Annotated in this window: 13 protein-coding genes; 12 read left to right on the top strand and 1 reads right to left on the bottom strand. The window is 67.6% G+C overall.

All coding sequences use genetic code 11. The annotated features are described in order from the left end of the window. The 4 genes from RVY76_RS09735 (at position 1) to murD (ending at position 5,461) form a co-directional block, all read left to right on the top strand. Positions 1-1,485: a UDP-N-acetylmuramoyl-L-alanyl-D-glutamate--2,6-diaminopimelate ligase gene (locus RVY76_RS09735; protein ID WP_317373693.1), complete on the top strand. Its 1,485-nt coding sequence runs from the start codon at positions 1-3 to the stop codon at positions 1,483-1,485. Next, on the top strand, positions 1,482-2,900 hold the full coding sequence (locus RVY76_RS09730; RefSeq protein WP_317373692.1) for a UDP-N-acetylmuramoyl-tripeptide--D-alanyl-D-alanine ligase: 1,419 nt from the start codon (positions 1,482-1,484) through the stop codon (positions 2,898-2,900). Before RVY76_RS09735 ends, RVY76_RS09730 begins: the two co-directional genes overlap by 4 nt. Positions 2,901-2,910: 10 nt before the next feature. Continuing rightward, positions 2,911-3,996: a phospho-N-acetylmuramoyl-pentapeptide-transferase gene (gene mraY / locus RVY76_RS09725; RefSeq protein WP_317373690.1), complete on the top strand. Its 1,086-nt coding sequence runs from the start codon at positions 2,911-2,913 to the stop codon at positions 3,994-3,996. A 61-nt stretch (positions 3,997-4,057) separates the two neighbouring features. Continuing rightward, positions 4,058-5,461 carry a UDP-N-acetylmuramoyl-L-alanine--D-glutamate ligase gene (gene murD, locus RVY76_RS09720; RefSeq protein ID WP_317373688.1) on the top strand — a complete coding sequence of 468 codons (1,404 nt, stop codon included), beginning with the start codon at positions 4,058-4,060 and terminating at the stop codon, positions 5,459-5,461. Here the strand turns inward: murD and RVY76_RS09715 are convergent. Further along, positions 5,439-6,656 (bottom strand): NAD(P)/FAD-dependent oxidoreductase, encoded by a 1,218-nt coding sequence (locus RVY76_RS09715; RefSeq protein ID WP_410796029.1) that lies wholly within the window; start codon positions 6,654-6,656, stop codon positions 5,439-5,441. The genes murD and RVY76_RS09715 overlap by 23 nt on opposite strands. Before the next feature lie 128 nt (positions 6,657-6,784). Between RVY76_RS09715 and ftsW the strand changes: the two genes are divergently transcribed. The 8 genes from ftsW to ftsZ all read left to right on the top strand — a co-directional run bounded on the left by ftsW (position 6,785) and on the right by ftsZ (position 16,470). Further along, positions 6,785-7,954, top strand: coding sequence for a putative lipid II flippase FtsW (gene ftsW, locus RVY76_RS09710; protein ID WP_317373686.1), 1,170 nt, complete (start codon positions 6,785-6,787; stop codon positions 7,952-7,954). Beyond that, entirely contained in the window at positions 7,951-9,054 is a 1,104-nt protein-coding gene (locus RVY76_RS09705; RefSeq protein ID WP_317373685.1) for a UDP-N-acetylglucosamine--N-acetylmuramyl-(pentapeptide) pyrophosphoryl-undecaprenol N-acetylglucosamine transferase, read from the top strand. Before ftsW ends, RVY76_RS09705 begins: the two co-directional genes overlap by 4 nt. 47 nt (positions 9,055-9,101) lie before the next feature. Continuing rightward, complete coding sequence (gene murC / locus RVY76_RS09700) at positions 9,102-10,502, top strand: UDP-N-acetylmuramate--L-alanine ligase (protein WP_410796028.1); 1,401 nt, start codon at positions 9,102-9,104, stop codon at positions 10,500-10,502. Positions 10,503-10,515: 13 nt separating this feature from the next. Further along, positions 10,516-11,460 carry a UDP-N-acetylmuramate dehydrogenase gene (gene murB, locus RVY76_RS09695; RefSeq protein ID WP_317373683.1) on the top strand — a complete coding sequence of 315 codons (945 nt, stop codon included), beginning with the start codon at positions 10,516-10,518 and terminating at the stop codon, positions 11,458-11,460. Between the two features lie 48 nt (positions 11,461-11,508). Further along, complete coding sequence (locus tag RVY76_RS09690; protein WP_317373681.1) at positions 11,509-12,450, top strand: D-alanine--D-alanine ligase; 942 nt, start codon at positions 11,509-11,511, stop codon at positions 12,448-12,450. Beyond that, positions 12,447-13,313 carry a cell division protein FtsQ/DivIB gene (locus RVY76_RS09685; protein WP_317376749.1) on the top strand — a complete coding sequence of 289 codons (867 nt, stop codon included), beginning with the start codon at positions 12,447-12,449 and terminating at the stop codon, positions 13,311-13,313. Before RVY76_RS09690 ends, RVY76_RS09685 begins: the two co-directional genes overlap by 4 nt. Before the next feature lie 3 nt (positions 13,314-13,316). Next, the gene (gene ftsA, locus RVY76_RS09680) at positions 13,317-14,651 is read left to right on the top strand and encodes a cell division protein FtsA (RefSeq protein WP_317373680.1); all 1,335 of its coding nucleotides are present in this window, start codon (positions 13,317-13,319) and stop codon (positions 14,649-14,651) included. 244 nt (positions 14,652-14,895) lie between these two features. Next, positions 14,896-16,470: a cell division protein FtsZ gene (ftsZ, locus tag RVY76_RS09675; RefSeq protein WP_317373679.1), complete on the top strand. Its 1,575-nt coding sequence runs from the start codon at positions 14,896-14,898 to the stop codon at positions 16,468-16,470. The last annotated feature ends 121 nt before the right edge of the window (positions 16,471-16,591 follow it).

Raw genomic sequence — 16,591 nt, 5'->3', positions numbered from 1 at the left:
ATGGCCGATCGAACGAAATCGCTGGCCGAGCTGGGCCTGACCTCGACATCGGGACGCGATGCCGAGGTGACGGGCCTGTCGGTCGACAGCCGTGAAGTCCTGGACGGACATCTCTTCGCGGCCCTGCCGGGCAGCCGGACCCACGGCGCGGAGTTCATAGGCTACGCGCTGCGCATGGGGGCGGGGGCAATCCTGACCGACCGCGCGGGATACGTCATCGCGCGCGAGGCGATCGACGCGAGCAACGCGGCGCTGATCCTGGCCGAGGACCCGCGCCAGACCCTCGCCTATGCGGCGGCCCTCTGGTTCGCCCGCCAGCCGCAGGTCTGCGTCGCCGTCACAGGCACGAACGGCAAGACGAGCGTGGCGAATTTCACCCGTCAGATCTGGCGCGCGCTGGGGCTCGATGCGGTCAATCTCGGGACCACGGGCGTGGAAGGGTCGTGGGAGGCCCCGCTTGCCCACACGACGCCCGAACCCGTGACGCTGCACCGCACGCTCGCCGAGGCGGCACGCCACGGCGTGACCCACGCGGCGATGGAGGCGAGCTCGCACGGGCTCGACCAGAAGCGGCTCGACGGGGTGACGCTGACGGCCGCGGCCTTCACCAATCTCAGTCAGGATCACCTCGACTATCATCCCGACATCGAAAGCTATTTCACGGCCAAGGCCGGACTCTTCCAGCGGGTCCTGCCCGAGGACGCCACGGCCGTCATCAATATCGACGATCCGCGCGGTCCCGACATGCTGCGCCTGGCCGAGGCGCGCGGCCAGGACGTGCTGACCGTCGGGCGCAGGCCGGATGCGGCATTGCGGATCGTGACGCAGAAGTTCGACCCGACCGCCCAATATCTCAGGTTCGAATGGAACGGCACCGCGCGGCAGGTTCGCCTGCCGCTGATCGGTGGGTTCCAGGCCGAGAACGTGCTGCTCGCCGCGGGGCTCGCCATTGCGAGCGGGATCGAGCCGCGAGACGTCTTCTCGGTGCTGCCCAGGGTCTGCACGGTGCGCGGCCGAATGCAGATGGTGGCGCTTCGGCAGAGCGGCGCGGCCGTCTTCGTCGATTACTCGCATACGCCCGCCGCGCTCGAGACCGCGTTGAAGGCGCTGCGCCCGCACGTGATGGGGCGTCTGATCGTCGTCTATGGCGCAGGCGGCGATCGCGATCGGGGCAAGCGCCCGTTGATGGGCGAGGCCGCACGCGATCATGCGGATGTCCGCATCGTTACGGACGACAATCCACGTTCCGAGGATCCGGCGACGATCCGCGCCGCGATCCTGGCATCCGACCCGGACGCGATCGAGATCGCGGATCGCGCCGAGGCGATCCTGCGGGGCGTCGACGCGCTGGAGCCGGGCGACGCGCTTCTCGTTGCCGGAAAAGGCCACGAGACCGGGCAGATCGTCGGCGATACGGTCTTTCCCTTCGACGACGCCGAGCAGGCGAGCGTCGCGGTGGCAGCGCTCGACGGACGGTTGGTATGAACGATCCCCTCTGGACCTCGCAGGACGCCAGTGCCGCCACCGGTGGCACGTCGACCGGCACGTGGTCGGCCCATGGCATCTCGATCGACACGCGCACGATCGCACCGGGCGATCTCTTCGTCGCGCTGACCGACCAGCGGGACGGACACGATTTCGTCGCGCAGGCGCTCGAGCGCGGTGCGGCGGCGGCAATGGTCTCGCGCGTGCCCGACGGGCTCGGGAACGCGCCGCTCCTGCTGGTCGACGACGTGCTGAAGGCTCTCGAACGGCTGGGCACGGCGGGTCGCGCGCGATCCGGCGCGAAAGTCATCGCGGTCACGGGATCGGTCGGCAAGACGACCACGAAGGACATGCTGCGCGCGGGCCTTGCGGGGCAGGGGCGCGTCCATGCGGCCGAGGCGAGCTACAACAATCATTGGGGGGTTCCCCTGACGCTCGCCCGCATGCCGGCCGAAACGGATTTCGCCGTCATCGAGATCGGCATGAACCATCCCGGCGAGATCGCGCCGCTGGCCCGTCTGGCGCGTCCGCATGTGGCCCTGATCACCACGATCGCACCCGCCCATCTCGGAGCGTTCGACGGGCTCGCGGCGATCGCGCGCGAGAAGGTGGCGATCGTCGAAGGGCTCGTCCCCGGCGGCATGGCAATCCTGCCCGCGGACCTTCCGGCCGAGGCGCTCGCGGTCGTAGACGGGATTGCGGACAGGATCGCCTCTCAGCGTTTCGGCACCGCGGCTTCGGCCGAATGGCGTGTCGAGGATCTGCGCCAGAGCGCGTCGGGCGCACTCGTGATGAGCGCCATAACGCCGGGGGCCACCGCCCACGTTTCGCTCGAGGGGGCGGGGCGGCACCTTGCATCGAACGCCCTCGGTGCACTTGCCGCGATGGTTGCCGCGGGGGCCGATCTCGCGCTTTCCGCACAGGGGCTCGGCACGTGGCAGCCCGCATCGGGCCGGGGACGTCGCGAATGGATCATCCTCGACGACGGGCAGGAACGCGGCCTCACGCTCATCGACGACGCCTACAATGCAAATCCGGTCTCGGTGGCCGCAGCGCTCGACGTTCTGATCGCCGCGAGGCCCGAAGGTCAGGGACGCCGGATCGCGTTTCTCGGAGACATGCTCGAACTCGGGGCGGAGGAAGTCGCGCTTCACGCGGCGATCGCCCGACATCCCGGGATCGAGGCCATCGACGTCATCCACTGCGCGGGTCCGCTCAGCAGCGCGACATACGAGGCGCTGGCCGAGACGCAGCGGGGGCTCTGGTCGGAAACCGCCGACGGACTGACGGATACCTTGCGCGACCTGGTGCGCGCGGACGACATCGTGCTTGTCAAAGGCTCCAAAGGAGCAAAGACCGCGCGCATCGTCGATGCCATCCGCAGGATGGACCATCGCTCGCGTCAAGACGCCTGAGGGGGGCGCAATGCTCTATTGGCTATCGAATTTTTCGACCGGAGGAGGATTCTTCAATCTCTTCCAGTACATCACCTTCCGTTCCGGGGGGGCGTTCTTCACGGCGCTCGTCTTCGGCTTCCTCTTCGGGCGACCGCTGATCGACCTTCTGCGCCGCCGGCAGCGGCACGGGCAGCCGATTCGCACCGATGGCCCCGAGACACACCTGTCGACGAAGGCGGGCACGCCCACGATGGGCGGTGTGCTGATCCTCGGCGCGCTGATCCTCTCGACGCTGCTCTGGGCGCGGCTCGACAATCCGTATATCTGGATGCTGCTCTTCGTGACGATGGCCTTCGGCGCGATCGGCTTCGCCGACGATTACGCCAAGGTGACAAAGAACACCCATGCGGGCGTCTCGGGCAAGACGCGACTGGCCCTCGGCTTTGCCATCGCGGCCGTTGCGGCGCTGGTCGCGATGTGGGCGCATCCGGCGGAACTGACCGGACAACTCGCCTTTCCGGTCTTCAAGAACGTGCTTCTCGACATGGGGATCTTCTTCATTCCCTTCGCGATGGTCGTGGTGGTGGGGGCCGCGAATGCGGTCAACCTGACCGACGGGCTCGACGGGCTCGCGATCATGCCCGTCATGATCGCCGCCGCGACGCTGGGCGTGATCGCCTATGCGGTGGGGCGCGTCGACTTCACGACATATCTCGACGTGCATTACGTGCCCGGAACCGGCGAGATCCTGATCTTCACCGCCGGACTGATCGGCGGGGGCCTCGGCTTTCTGTGGTACAACGCGCCGCCTGCCGCGGTCTTCATGGGCGATACGGGATCCCTCGCGCTCGGCGGGGCGCTCGGGGCGATCGCGGTTGCGATCAAGCATGAACTCGTGCTCGGCATCGTCGGCGGTCTCTTCGTGGTCGAGGCGCTGAGCGTGATCGTGCAGGTCCTCTACTTCAAGCGCACCGGCAAGCGGGTCTTCCTGATGGCCCCGATCCACCATCATTTCGAGAAACGCGGTTGGGCCGAACCGCAGATCGTCATCCGGTTCTGGATCATCAGTCTCATCCTGGCGCTGATCGGTCTCGCCACGCTGAAGCTGAGATGATCCGCAGGCGTCGGCCGTCGGACATGCGTATTTCCGAAAGCAAAGAGAAAGGGCGCGCGCGATGATCCCTGTCGCAGGCTTCGAAGGCGAACGGGTGGCGGTGCTCGGGCTCGGGCGGTCGGGGCTTTCGGCCGCGCGCGCGCTCGAGGCCGGCGGGGCGACGCCGGTCTGCTGGGACGACAGCCACGAGGGGCGCGCACGCGCCGAGGCCGAAGGATTCACGCTGATCGACCTGACCCGGCCCGGCGCGTGGGAGGCGGTATCGGCCCTCGTCGTGAGCCCAGGTATCGCGCATCTCTATCCGAAGCCCCATCCGGTCGTGGCCTCGGCGCTCGAAGCGGGGGTGCCGATCGACAACGATATCGGCCTCTTCTTCCGCTCGATCGCGACGGGTGCGTGGGCCGCGATGGATGTGCCGCCGCGGGTCGTGGCGGTGACCGGCTCGAACGGCAAGTCGACGACCTCGGCGCTGATCGACCATATCCTGCGCAGCGACGGGCGGACGGTGCAGCTTGCCGGCAATATCGGCCGTGGCGTGCTGGACCTCGACCCGCCCGTCAGCGGTTCGGTGATCGTGCTGGAGCTGTCGAGCTATCAGACCGAACTTGCCCGCGCGCTGACGCCCGATATCGCGGTCTTCACCAACCTGTCTCCGGATCATCTCGACCGGCATGGCGGTCCCGGCGGCTATTTCGCGGCGAAGCGCAGGCTTTTCGCCGAAGGCGGGCCGGATCGTGCGGTGATCGGCGTGGACGAGATCGAGGGACTCTATCTCGCGGGGCAGCTGTCGGAGGCACGCGCGGACGACCGGGTGATCGAGATCTCGGTCGCGCGGAAGCTTTCGGGGCCGGGATGGTCCGTCACGGCGCGCAAGGGGTTCCTGTCCGAGCGGCGCAAGTCGCGTCAGGTGGCCTCGATCGACCTGCGCGATATCGCGGGCCTTCCGGGCGTCCACAATCACCAGAATGCCTGCGCGGCCTATGCCGTCGCACGGACGCTCGGCATGGCACCGCGGGCCATCGAGGAGGCGCTCAGATCCTTTGCGGGTCTGCCGCATCGCAGCCAGTTCGTGGCCGAACGCGAGGGCGTGCGCTTCGTCAACGACAGCAAGGCCACCAATGTCGATGCGGCGGCCAAGGCCCTGTCGGCGTTCCAGCGGATCCGCTGGATCGCGGGGGGCCTCGGCAAGGACGGCGGGCTCGCGGGATTGCAGCAGAGCCTCGGATCGGTATCGAAGGCCTATCTCATCGGTCATTCGGCGCGTGACTTCGCGGTACAGCTTACCGATATCCCGGTCGAGATCTGCGACACGATGGAGCATGCGGTCGAACGCGCCGCCGCCGAGGCCGAGCCCGGCGAAGTCGTGCTGCTGGCACCTGCAGCGGCCAGTTTCGATCAATATTCCGATTTCGAGAAGCGCGGAGAGCACTTCGTGCGTCTGGTCAGATCGCTTCCGGGGATTTGAGGGCCGAGATCGCCCGACCGGCGGCCCAGCCCGACGACCAGGCCCACTGGAAATTGTAGCCGCCCAGCCAGCCGGTGACATCCACCGCCTCGCCAATCGCGAAAAGGCTTGGGCATGCGCGCGCTGCCATCGTCTTGCTGTCGAGCGCGGCGGTATCGATGCCGCCGAGCGTCACCTCGGCCGTGCGGTACCCTTCGGTCCCGGCGGGCGCGATGGTCCAGCGACGGACGCGGTCCTCGAGCCGTTCGAGATCCGCATCGGCGCAATCGCCGATCGTGCGCGGCAACTCGACCTCGTCGAGGAGGGCCGTGGCGAGACGGGCGGGCAGGTGCCGCGACAAGATCGTGCCGGGTGACTTGCGGCCAGCGCTCGACCGCGCCTCCTTCAGGGCCGGCAGGACGGCCCCGCCCGGATCGAGGTCGACCGACACCGCGCGCCCCTCGGCCCAGTAGCTCGAGGCCTGTAGGATGGCGGGGCCGGAAAGCCCGCGATGGGTGAAGAGCAGCGCCTCGTCGAAGGCCGGACCATCGGCATGGATCCGGGCGGGAAGCGCGACGCCCGACAGCGCGCGAAGCCGGTCCAGCGGCGCGCCCGAGAAGGTGAGCGGAACGAGGCCCGGACGCGTCGGCACGATCCCGAGCCCGAACTGCCGGGCCAGCCGGTAGCCGATGCCGCTCGCCCCCATCTTGGGGATCGAGAGGCCGCCCGTCGCGATCACGAGATGCTCGCAGGTGATGCGATGCGTCTCTCCCTCGCGGGTAAGTGCGACCGAGAATCGGTCTCCGTCACGCGACACGTCGCCGATTTCCGTCCGGAGCCAGAGCGCGGCACCCGCGCGGTCCATCTCGGACCGCAGCATCGCGATGATCTCCTTGGCCGATCCGTCGCAGAAGAGTTGCCCGAGCGTCTTCTCGTGCCAGGCGATGCCGTGACGCTGGACGAGGTCGAGGAAATCCCACTGCGTATAGCGGCTGAGCGCGCTCTTGGCGAAATGCGGGTTCTCCGACAGAAACGCCTCCGGGTCGCAGCCGGTATTCGTGAAGTTGCAGCGACCGCCGCCGGAAATACGGATCTTTTCGCCCGGGGCCTTGGCGTGATCGACGACGAGCGTTCCCGGCCCGGACTGTGCCGCGCACATCATTCCCGCCGCCCCGGCACCGAGGATCAGGGTCCGATATCGTGTCGATCGGGTCATCATCGCGGGAAAGCACGCGGCGGATCCCCGCGCAAGGCCCATCCGGGGGTGGATCGACGCGGCATTTCGTGTCTATTGGGCGACAGACCCGGAAAACGGGCGTTCGAGGCAAGTGGCGGTGTTTATCCATGACTGAAATGGTCTATGGCGCGATCCCCGTTGAACGGGGCGATCCCATTCTTCCCAGATGGTGGAGCACGCTCGACAAGTGGTCGCTCAGTTGCGTGCTGCTGCTCTGCGCGATCGGCCTCCTGCTGGGCCTCGCTTCCTCTCCGCCGCTGGCCGCCCGCAACGGGTTCGAGCCGTTCCACTACGTCCAGCGTCAGGCGGTCTTCGGCGGTCTCGCCCTGATCGCCATGCTGGTCACGACGATGATGTCGCCGACGCTGGTCCGAAGGCTTGCGGTGATCGGCTTCGCGGTCGCCTTCGTGGCCCTCGCGGGGCTGCCGTTCCTCGGCACGGATTTCGGCAAGGGGGCGGTCCGGTGGTATTCGCTGGGTTTCGCCTCGGTCCAGCCGAGCGAGTTCCTCAAGCCGGGCTTCGTGGTTGTTGCGGCATGGATGATCTCGGCCAGCCAGCATCTGGGCGGCCCGCCGGGCAGGACCTACAGCTTCGTCCTGACGGTGCTCATCGTGTTTCTTCTGGCGATGCAGCCCGATTTCGGCCAGGCGGCGCTGGTGCTGTTCTCCTGGGGCGTCATGTACTTCGTCGCGGGCGCGCCCATCACGCTGCTGATGATCCTGGCGGGGATCGTCGCCGCGGCGGGCACATTCGCCTATTCGAATTCCGAGCATTTCGCGCGCCGCATCGACGGCTTCCTCTCGCCCGATCTCGATCCGACGACGCAGCTGGGCTACGCCACGAACGCGATCCAGCAGGGCGGCTTCTTCGGCGTGGGCATCGGCGAGGGGCAGGTCAAGCAATCGCTGCCTGACGCGCATACCGACTTCATCATCGCGGTCGCGGCCGAGGAATACGGCCTGATGCTCGTCCTGTTGATCATCGCGCTCTACGGCTTCATCGTGGTGCGCTCGCTCATCCGGCTGATGCGGGAACGCGACCCGTTCATCCGGCTGGCCGGCACGGGCCTCGCCTGCACGTTCGGCGTCCAGGCGATGATCAACATGGGCGTCGCCGTCCGGCTGCTGCCCGCCAAGGGCATGACGCTGCCCTTTGTGAGCTATGGCGGCTCATCGCTCATCGCGGGCGGAATCGCGGTCGGGATGCTCCTTGCCTTCACACGCACGAGACCGCAGGGCGAGATCGGGGACATCCTGACGCGCCGGGGGGCGATTTGAGCGCACCGCTCGCCATTCTCGCGGCCGGCGGCACCGGCGGACACATGTTCCCCGCGCAGGCCCTGGCCGAGACGCTGCTCGACCGTGGCTGGCGGGTGAAGCTCTCGACCGACGCGCGTGGCGCTCGCTACGCAGGCGGATTTCCCGAGGCGGTCGAGATCGAACAGGTCTCCTCGGCCACTTTCGCGCGCGGCGGAACGCTTGCCAAGATGGCGGTACCGTTCCGCATCGGTGGCGGCGTGGCGCGGGCGGCCCTCGCCATGCGGCGCGATCCTCCGGCCATCGTCGTGGGTTTCGGCGGCTACCCGTCGATCCCCGCGCTCGCCGCGGCGACCATGCTGCGGCTGCCGCGGATGATCCATGAACAGAACGGCGTTCCGGGTCGGGTCAACCAGCTCTTCGCGACACGCGTGAACGTCGTTGCCTGCGGTGTCTGGCCGACCGAACTGCCCGAGGGAACCGAGGTGGTCTTTACCGGCAATCCGGTGCGCGAAAGCGTCCTGAAGCTCAACGGATCGGCCTATATCGCGCCGGGCGATTATCCCATGTCGCTGCTCGTCATCGGCGGCAGTCAGGGCGCGCGGATCCTGTCGGACATCGTGCCCGAGGCCGTCGCGACCCTTCCCGAACCTCTTCGCGCGAATGTCCGGGTGGCCCATCAGGCCCGCGGCGAGGACGAGGCACGGGTGCGCGAGTTCTACGACGCGAACGGCATATCGGCCGAGGTCGCGCCGTTCTTCGACGACATCGCCCGCCGGATGAGCGAGGCGCAGCTGATCGTCTCGCGCTCCGGGGCGAGTTCCGTGGCCGATATCGCCGTGATCGGCAGGCCGTCCATCCTGATCCCCTTCGCGGCCGCGGCGGGCGATCACCAGAGCGCGAATGCCCGCGGTCTTTCCGAGGCCGACGCGGCGATCGTCATTCCCGAATCGCAGTTGAGCGTCGCCTCCCTCGCATCGTCACTCGAGATGATCCTGAGCCAGCCGGACGCGGCCCAGCAGATGGCCTCGGGTGCGCTCCGCGTCGGACGGCCCGACGCGGCGGGCGATCTGGCGGATCTGGCCATTGCGCTGGCCGGTCTGGACAAGAGAACAAGATAAAAGGCAGAGCAGAGATGAAACACGAAACCATCGAGCCGGGATATGCCATGACCCCGCGACCGACCAAGCTGCCGACCCAGATGGGACCGATCCACTTCGTGGGGATCGGCGGCATCGGCATGTCGGGCATTGCCGAGGTGCTGCTGAGCCATGGCTACAAGGTCCAGGGGTCGGATGCGAAAGCCTCGAAGATCACCGAGCGGCTCGCGGGTCTCGGGGCCACGATCTTTGAGGGCCAGCGGGCCGAGAATCTCGAGGGGGTCGAGGTCGTGGTGATCTCCTCGGCGATCAAACCGGGCAATCCCGAGCTCGACGCCGCGCGCGCGCGTGGATTGCCGGTCGTGCGCCGGGCCGAGATGCTGGCCGAGCTCATGCGCCTCCGCTCCAACATCGCGGTCGCAGGCACGCACGGCAAGACCACCACCACCACGATGGTCGCAGCCGTCCTCGACGAGGGGGGGATCGACCCGACCGTCATCAACGGCGGCATCATCCACGCCTATGGCTCGAACGCCCGGATGGGCGGCGGCGAATGGATGGTCGTCGAGGCGGACGAGAGCGACGGCACCTTCAACCGGCTTCCCGCGACGATCGCCATCGTCACCAATATCGACCCCGAGCACATGGAGCATTGGGGCGATTTCGACCGGCTTCGACAGGGGTTCCTGGATTTCGTGTCGAACATTCCGTTCTATGGCCTTGCCGTCTGCTGCACCGACCATTCCGAAGTGCAGTCGCTGGTCGGCCGCATCAGTGATCGCCGCGTGGTGACCTTCGGCTTCAACGCGCAGGCTGACGTCCGGGCGATCAACCTGACGTACGATGCGGGCTCGGCCTGCTTCGATATCGCGTTGCAGGACGAAGGCACGGTGATCGAAGGCTGCACCCTGCCGATGCCGGGCGACCACAACGTGTCGAACGCGCTTTCGGCCGTGGCGGTCGCGCGTCATCTCGGGATGGAGCCGGAGGAGATCCGCTCCGCCCTCGCCAAGTTCGGCGGCGTGAACCGGCGCTTCACGAAGGTCGGCACCCCGAACGGCATCGCGATAATCGACGATTACGGCCATCATCCGGTGGAGATCGCCGCCGTTCTCAAGGCCGCGCGACAGGCGAGCAAGGGCCGCGTGATCGCCGTGCACCAGCCGCATCGCTATTCGCGTCTGAGTTCGCTTTTCGAGGAGTTCTGCGGCTGCTTCAACGATGCCGATGTCGTGGCCATCGCCGATGTCTACGGTGCCGGCGAGGATCCGATCGAGGGGGCGAGCCGCGACGATCTGGTGACGGGCCTCATCCGTCACGGCCATCGCCATGCCCGCGCCATCCATTCCGAGGACGATCTCGAACGGCTGGTGCGCGAACAGGCGCGCGAGGGTGACATGGTCGTCTGCCTCGGGGCGGGCACGATCAGCACATGGGCGAACAACCTGCCCGCACGCCTCGAAGGCTAGGGCCGGGGGCGGCATGGACAGGATCGCGCTCGACGACCTGCCGCAGGTGCGCGGCCGGATCACGCCGGACTTTCCTCTGGCGGACGTCACCTGGCTGCGTGTCGGCGGACCGGCCGAGATCCTGTTCCAGCCCGCCGACCCGGAGGACCTGGCCGATTTCCTGGCGGGGCTTCCGGACGGAATTCCCGTCTTTCCAATGGGCGTCGGGTCGAACCTCATCGTCCGCGACGGTGGGCTCAGGGGCGTCGTCATCCGGCTCGGGCGCGGGTTCAACGGGATCGAGGTCGCGGGCGATCTGGTCCATGCCGGTGCGGCGGCGCTCGACGCCCATGTCGCGCGAAGGGCCGCCGAGGCCGGGCGCGACCTGACCTTCCTGCGCACGATCCCGGGTGCGATCGGCGGGGCCGTGCGGATGAATGCGGGCTGCTACGGACGCTACGTGGCCGACCATCTGGTCGAGGTCGAGGCCGTCACCCGCTCGGGCGAGCGGGTCCTGATCCCCGCGGCCGACCTGAACCTCGGCTATCGCAGCAGCGACCTGCCCGACGGGGCGGTCCTGACGCGCGCGACGTTCCGCGCCGAAGAGAGGGACCCCGAAGCACTCGCCGCGCTGATGGAGGATCAGCTCGCCCGTCGCGATGCCACGCAGCCGACCAAGGACCGGACGGCCGGATCGACCTTCCGCAATCCCGCGGGCTTCAGCAGTACCGGTCGTCAGGACGATGTCCACGACCTCAAGGCCTGGAAGGTAATCGACGAAGCGGGCCTGCGCGGTGCCACGCGCGGAGGCGCGCAGATGTCGCCCAAGCATTCGAATTTCCTCGTCAATACCGGCGGTGCCACGGCCGCCGATCTCGAGGCTCTGGGCGAGGAAGTCCGCGAAAAGGTCTTTCACAAGAGCGGGATTCGTCTAGAGTGGGAAATCAAGCGGGTCGGAGAAACCGATCCGCAGGGGTGAAAACACCCCCACAACGAAGAGGGTCCGCAAAGGGCCCTAGGGACACGAATGGCGGGCAGGTCGAGCAGGACACCCCCCAGAGTGGCGGTACTGATGGGCGGACCCTCGGCCGAGCGCCGGGTGTCGCTGTCGTCGGGACGCGAATGCGCCGCCGCACTCGAGGGCGAAGGATACGACGTGGTCGAGGTCGATGCGGGACCCGATCTCCCGATCGTGCTGTCCGACATCGCGCCGGACGTGGTCTTCAACGCGCTCCACGGTCGATGGGGCGAGGATGGTTGCGTCCAGGGCCTCCTCGAATGGCTCGGCCTTCCCTACACTCATTCCGGCGTCCTCTCCTCGGCCCTCGCGATGGACAAGGAGCGGACGAAGGACGCGCTCCGCAAGGCGGGCCTTCCCGTGCTGCCGTCGATGCTGGCATTGTCGCGCCACGTTCGCGGCGGGCACGTCATGGACCCGCCCTATGTGGTAAAGCCCTACAACGAAGGGTCGAGCGTCGGCGTCTATCTTGTCCGTGACGGTGCCGACGGTCCGCCCGATCTTGCGCCCGACATGCCCGAGACGGTGATGGTCGAGCGTTTCGCGCCCGGCCGCGAGCTGACCACGACCGTGATGGGTGCGGGTCCTCAGGGCGAGGCGCGCGCGCTGGGCGTCACCGACATCCTGACCGACGGTTGGTACGATTACGACGCGAAATACGTCGATGGCGGGTCGCGTCACGTCATTCCGGCCGAGATCCCGACAGAGATCTATGCGGCCTGTCTCGATCACGCCCTGAAGGCGCACGAGGTTCTCGGCTGCAGGGGGATCTCGCGCACCGATTTCCGCTGGGACGAGAGCCGCGGCCTCGACGGTCTGGTCGTGCTCGAGCTCAACACCCAGCCCGGCATGACGCCCACCTCGCTCGCCCCCGAGCAGGCCCGCCATGCGGGGATCGAGTTCGGCGCGTTCTGCCGCTGGATCGTCGAAGACGCGTCGTGCCAGCGATGAGCAATGCACCGCGTCGCGATCCGGCGCCCTCGCGCCTCTCCTACAGGCTCCAGCGGCTTGCCCTGACGCCCAGTGTCCGCCGTGCCTTCGTCTTCGGTCTGCCGCTCTCCTCGATCGCGCTCGTCATCGGATTGTCGTTCAGCGATGTCGAACGGCGCGAGGCGATGGCGACCTGGTGGCAGGAGGTCAAATCCGAGATCCAGCAGCGCGACGAGTTCATGGTCAAGCTCCTCGCGGTCGACGGGGCCACCCCCAAGATCGAGGCCGAGATCCGCGAGCTTCTGCCGCTGAAGCTTCCGACCAGTTCCTTCGATCTCGACCTGCCGGCGCTCCAGGCCCGCGTCGCGGCCCTCGACGCGGTGGAACGTGCGGATCTCGTGATCAAGTCCGGCGGCGTCCTGCATCTTCAGGTGGCCGAACGCGTGCCGGCGATCGTCTGGCGTCATTCCGGCGGGCTCGACCTGCTCGACGACCAGGGGCGCAAGACGGCGGCCCTGACCCGCAGACTCGATCGCGGGGATCTGCCGCTCGTCTCCGGACGCGGGGCCGACAAGGTGGTGCCCGAGGCGCTCGCCCTGATCGCCGCGGCCGCGCCGCTCGAGGACCGGATGCGCGGCCTCGTCCGCATGGGCGAGCGGCGCTGGACGATAGTGCTCGACCGCGATCAGCGTCTGCTTCTTCCCGAAAGGGAACCGGTCGCGGCGCTCGAACAGATCCTCGCCCTCGACGAGGCGCAGGACCTTCTGGCGCGCGACGTGACGCTGGTGGATTTCCGCGATTCCGAACGACCGACCGCGCGCCTTGCCGAAGAAAGCGCGCGTACCTTGCGCCAGACCATGATGACCGAGCTGGGAGACGACTGAGACATGACCGATCTGTACCAATCCCAGCGCGCGATGCGGGCGATGCGCAAGGCCGCGATGCAGCGTGGCGTGATCGCGGTTCTCGACGTCGGCACGTCCAAGGTCGCCTGTCTCGTGCTGCGCTTCGACGGGCCGGAACGGTTCCGCGCCTCCGACGGCATCGGTTCGATGGCGGGGCAGAGCGCGTTCAGGATCATCGGTGCCGCCACGACCCGCTCTCGCGGGATCCGCTTCGGCGATGTCGATGCGATGCCCGAGGCCGAGCGGGCGATCCGCACGGCGGTGCAGGGGGCGCAGAAGATGGCGCAGGTCCGCGTCGACCATGTCATCGCCACGTTCTCGGGCGGCGACCCGCGCAGCTACGGTCTCGCCGGTGAGATCGATGTCGAGGGCGGCCCCGTCTCGGAGCAGGATGTCGCGCGCTGCCTCGCCGCCTGCGACGTTCCCGATATCGGCGATGCCCGCGAGGTGCTGCACGCCCATCCGGTGAACTTCGCGCTCGATTACCGCAGCGGCATGACCGATCCGCGCGGGCACATGGGCAACACGCTTGCCTGCGACATGCACCTGCTGACGGTCGACAGCCGCTCCATCGCGAACCTCATCCACTGCCTCAAGCGCTGCGATCTCGACCTCGCCGGGATCGCGTCCTCTTCCTATGTCAGCGGCATCTCGAGCCTCGTCGAGGACGAGCAGGAACTTGGCGCTGCCTGCATCGATATGGGGGGCGGGGCGACCGGCGTGTCGATCTTCATGAAGAAGCACATGATCTACGCCGATTCCGTCGGGCTCGGCGGCGACAACATCACCGCCGACATCTCCAAGCTCATGCAGGTCTCGCTCGCCACGGCCGAGCGGCTCAAGACCCTCCATGGCGGCGTGGTCGCGACCTCGATGGACGACCGCGAGATGATCGCACTCGGCGGTGAGACCGGCGACTGGGACCGTGACCAGCGACGTGTGAGTCGCGCGGACCTCATCGGCATCATGCGCCCCCGGGTGGAAGAGATCCTCGACGACGTGCGCGCCCGTCTCGACGCGGCCGGGTTCGAGCACCTGCCGAGCCAGCAGATCGTGCTGACGGGCGGGGCGTCGCAGGTGCCGGGCCTCGATCATCTCGCTCCGCGCATCCTCGGACGGCAGGTCCGGATCGGACGGCCCTTGCGCGTTTCCGGGTTGCCGGAAAAAGCCACCGGTGCCGCCTTCGCCAGCGCGGTCGGCCTCTGCCTCTTCGCGGCACACCCGCAAGACGAATGGTGGGACTTCGAGATTCCCGCCGACCGGTATCCCGCCCGATCGCTTCGCCGCGCGGTGAAGTGGTTCAAGGACAATTGGTGACCCGAAGCCCGGCGCAAGGCGGGCGAATACCCGGGCTCGACGGACAAAAATCGCCGAAAAGTGTTTTGTGCCAGACGGTAGAAGCCTGAAGTTCAGAAACCGCATTAACTCTGTTAAGCTGCGGAAATTCATGGAATAAACGCGTTTTTTCGGGTGACGCGCTCGGCCACTGTGTCTAGACTTGGGCAAAATAAGGCGAAATCCCGGTCGCAGTCCGGGCATAAGAAAACAGGCGGACATTATCATGACTCTGAATCTCAGCATGCCCCAGCGTGACGATCTGAAGCCGCGCATCACCGTGTTCGGCGTGGGTGGCGCGGGCGGCAACGCCGTCAACAACATGATCGAGAAGCAGCTCGACGGCGTCGAGTTCGTCGTGGCCAACACCGACGCGCAGGCCCTCGCCCAGTCGATGGCGACGACCAAGGTGCAGATGGGCGTCAAGGTGACCGAAGGCCTCGGTGCCGGCGCGCGCGCGGCCGTCGGGGCCGCCGCCGCCGAAGAGAGCATCGAGGAGATCGTCGATCATCTCGCCGGCGCGCATATGTGCTTCATCACCGCCGGCATGGGCGGCGGCACCGGAACCGGTGCCACCCCGATCATCGCGCAGGCCGCGCGCGAGCTTGGCGTGCTGACCGTCGGCGTCGTGACGAAGCCCTTCCAGTTCGAGGGCTCCAAGCGGATGCGTCAGGCCGAAGAGGGCATCGACGCGCTGCAGAAGATGGTCGACACGCTGATCATCATTCCCAACCAGAACCTGTTCCGTCTCGCGAACGAGAACACGACCTGCACCGAGGCGTTCGGCCTTGCCGACGACGTGCTCTACCAGGGCGTGAAGGGCGTGACCGATCTCATGGTCCGTCCGGGCATGATCAACCTCGACTTCGCCGACGTCCGGTCGGTCATGGACGAGATGGGCAAGGCCATGATGGGCACGGGCGAGGCCGAAGGCGAGGACCGCGCGCTGAAGGCGGCCGAGCTTGCGATCGCCAACCCGCTTCTCGACGAGATCAGCCTCAACGGCGCGAAGGGCGTGCTCATCAACGTCATCGGCGGCTACGACATGACCCTGTTCGAGCTCGACGAGGCCGCCAACGTCATCCGCGAGAAGGTCGATCCCGACGCGCATATCATCGTGGGCTCGACCCTCGACGAGGCGATGGAGGGCCGCATGCGCGTCAGCGTCGTCGCGACCGGCATCGATGCCGTCGAGGCCGCGGTCGATACGCCGGTTCCGCGCCGCCGCCTGTCCGAGCCGCTCCCGACCCGCACCGAGGAGCCGCGCGCGGCCGAGCCTGCCGCCGCCCCCCGTGTCGCGGCCTCCCGTCCCGAGCCGGTCCAGGAGGAAGTGAACGAGGATTCCGACTTCTTCGCCGATTGGGATGCGCGCCACGACGCCGAGGCGGTCAGTGCCGAGGAAGTCCAGCAGGACGACGGTCTTCCGAAACCTGCCTACGTCGCCGAGCCGGTCCGCCGCGAAGCCACCCCGGGCGAGCCTTCGGTCGAGGCGCTGACGCGGCTCGAGCAGGCGGTCCGCAAGGCACCGTCCGCACCGCAGAAGGGCGGCAATCCCGAGGTCGGCAACCAGCGTCCCGCGCAGCCCGCCAATGCAGGGGCCGAGCGTCCCCGCTTCGGGATCAACTCGCTGATCGGCCGCATGACGGGCCAGCCTGAAGGTGGCGAGCGTGCGCATGCCGGACAGCAGCCCGCGCGCCGGCCGCAGCAGCCGCAGATGCATCGCGCCGAACCGCGGAACGAGCCGAACCAGGACCAGGAAAAGATCGAGGTTCCGGCCTTCCTCCGCCGGCAGGCCAACTGATCCCATTCGGATTTCGTGAACGAGAGGCCGGCGCAAGCCGGCCTTTTTCGTTTCGTTAACCTTTGTCCCGGCATGCTTTCCGCCGGAAATTCGCGAAAACGGCCTGATCGCGTCATTCGCC

This window comes from Palleronia sp. LCG004 (genome assembly GCF_032931615.1).
Taxonomy (GTDB): domain Bacteria; phylum Pseudomonadota; class Alphaproteobacteria; order Rhodobacterales; family Rhodobacteraceae; genus Palleronia.
Note: the sequence above shows the minus strand (reverse complement) of the source record. Positions and strands in the feature narration are given on the sequence as shown.

Excerpts from the sequence above, each read along its gene's own strand:
- RVY76_RS09735 (WP_317373693.1), top strand. The coding sequence starts at position 1 with ATGGCCGATCGAACGAAATCGCTGGCCGAGCTGGGCCTGACCTCGACA.
- RVY76_RS09730 (WP_317373692.1), top strand. The coding sequence starts at position 1,482 with ATGAACGATCCCCTCTGGACCTCGCAGGACGCCAGTGCCGCCACCGGT.
- mraY (WP_317373690.1), top strand. The coding sequence starts at position 2,911 with ATGCTCTATTGGCTATCGAATTTTTCGACCGGAGGAGGATTCTTCAAT.
- murD (WP_317373688.1), top strand. The coding sequence starts at position 4,058 with ATGATCCCTGTCGCAGGCTTCGAAGGCGAACGGGTGGCGGTGCTCGGG.
- RVY76_RS09715 (WP_410796029.1), bottom strand. The coding sequence starts at position 6,656 with ATGACCCGATCGACACGATATCGGACCCTGATCCTCGGTGCCGGGGCG.
- ftsW (WP_317373686.1), top strand. The coding sequence starts at position 6,785 with ATGACTGAAATGGTCTATGGCGCGATCCCCGTTGAACGGGGCGATCCC.
- murC (WP_410796028.1), top strand. The coding sequence starts at position 9,102 with ATGACCCCGCGACCGACCAAGCTGCCGACCCAGATGGGACCGATCCAC.
- murB (WP_317373683.1), top strand. The coding sequence starts at position 10,516 with ATGGACAGGATCGCGCTCGACGACCTGCCGCAGGTGCGCGGCCGGATC.
- RVY76_RS09690 (WP_317373681.1), top strand. The coding sequence starts at position 11,509 with ATGGCGGGCAGGTCGAGCAGGACACCCCCCAGAGTGGCGGTACTGATG.
- RVY76_RS09685 (WP_317376749.1), top strand. The coding sequence starts at position 12,447 with ATGAGCAATGCACCGCGTCGCGATCCGGCGCCCTCGCGCCTCTCCTAC.
- ftsA (WP_317373680.1), top strand. The coding sequence starts at position 13,317 with ATGACCGATCTGTACCAATCCCAGCGCGCGATGCGGGCGATGCGCAAG.
- ftsZ (WP_317373679.1), top strand. The coding sequence starts at position 14,896 with ATGACTCTGAATCTCAGCATGCCCCAGCGTGACGATCTGAAGCCGCGC.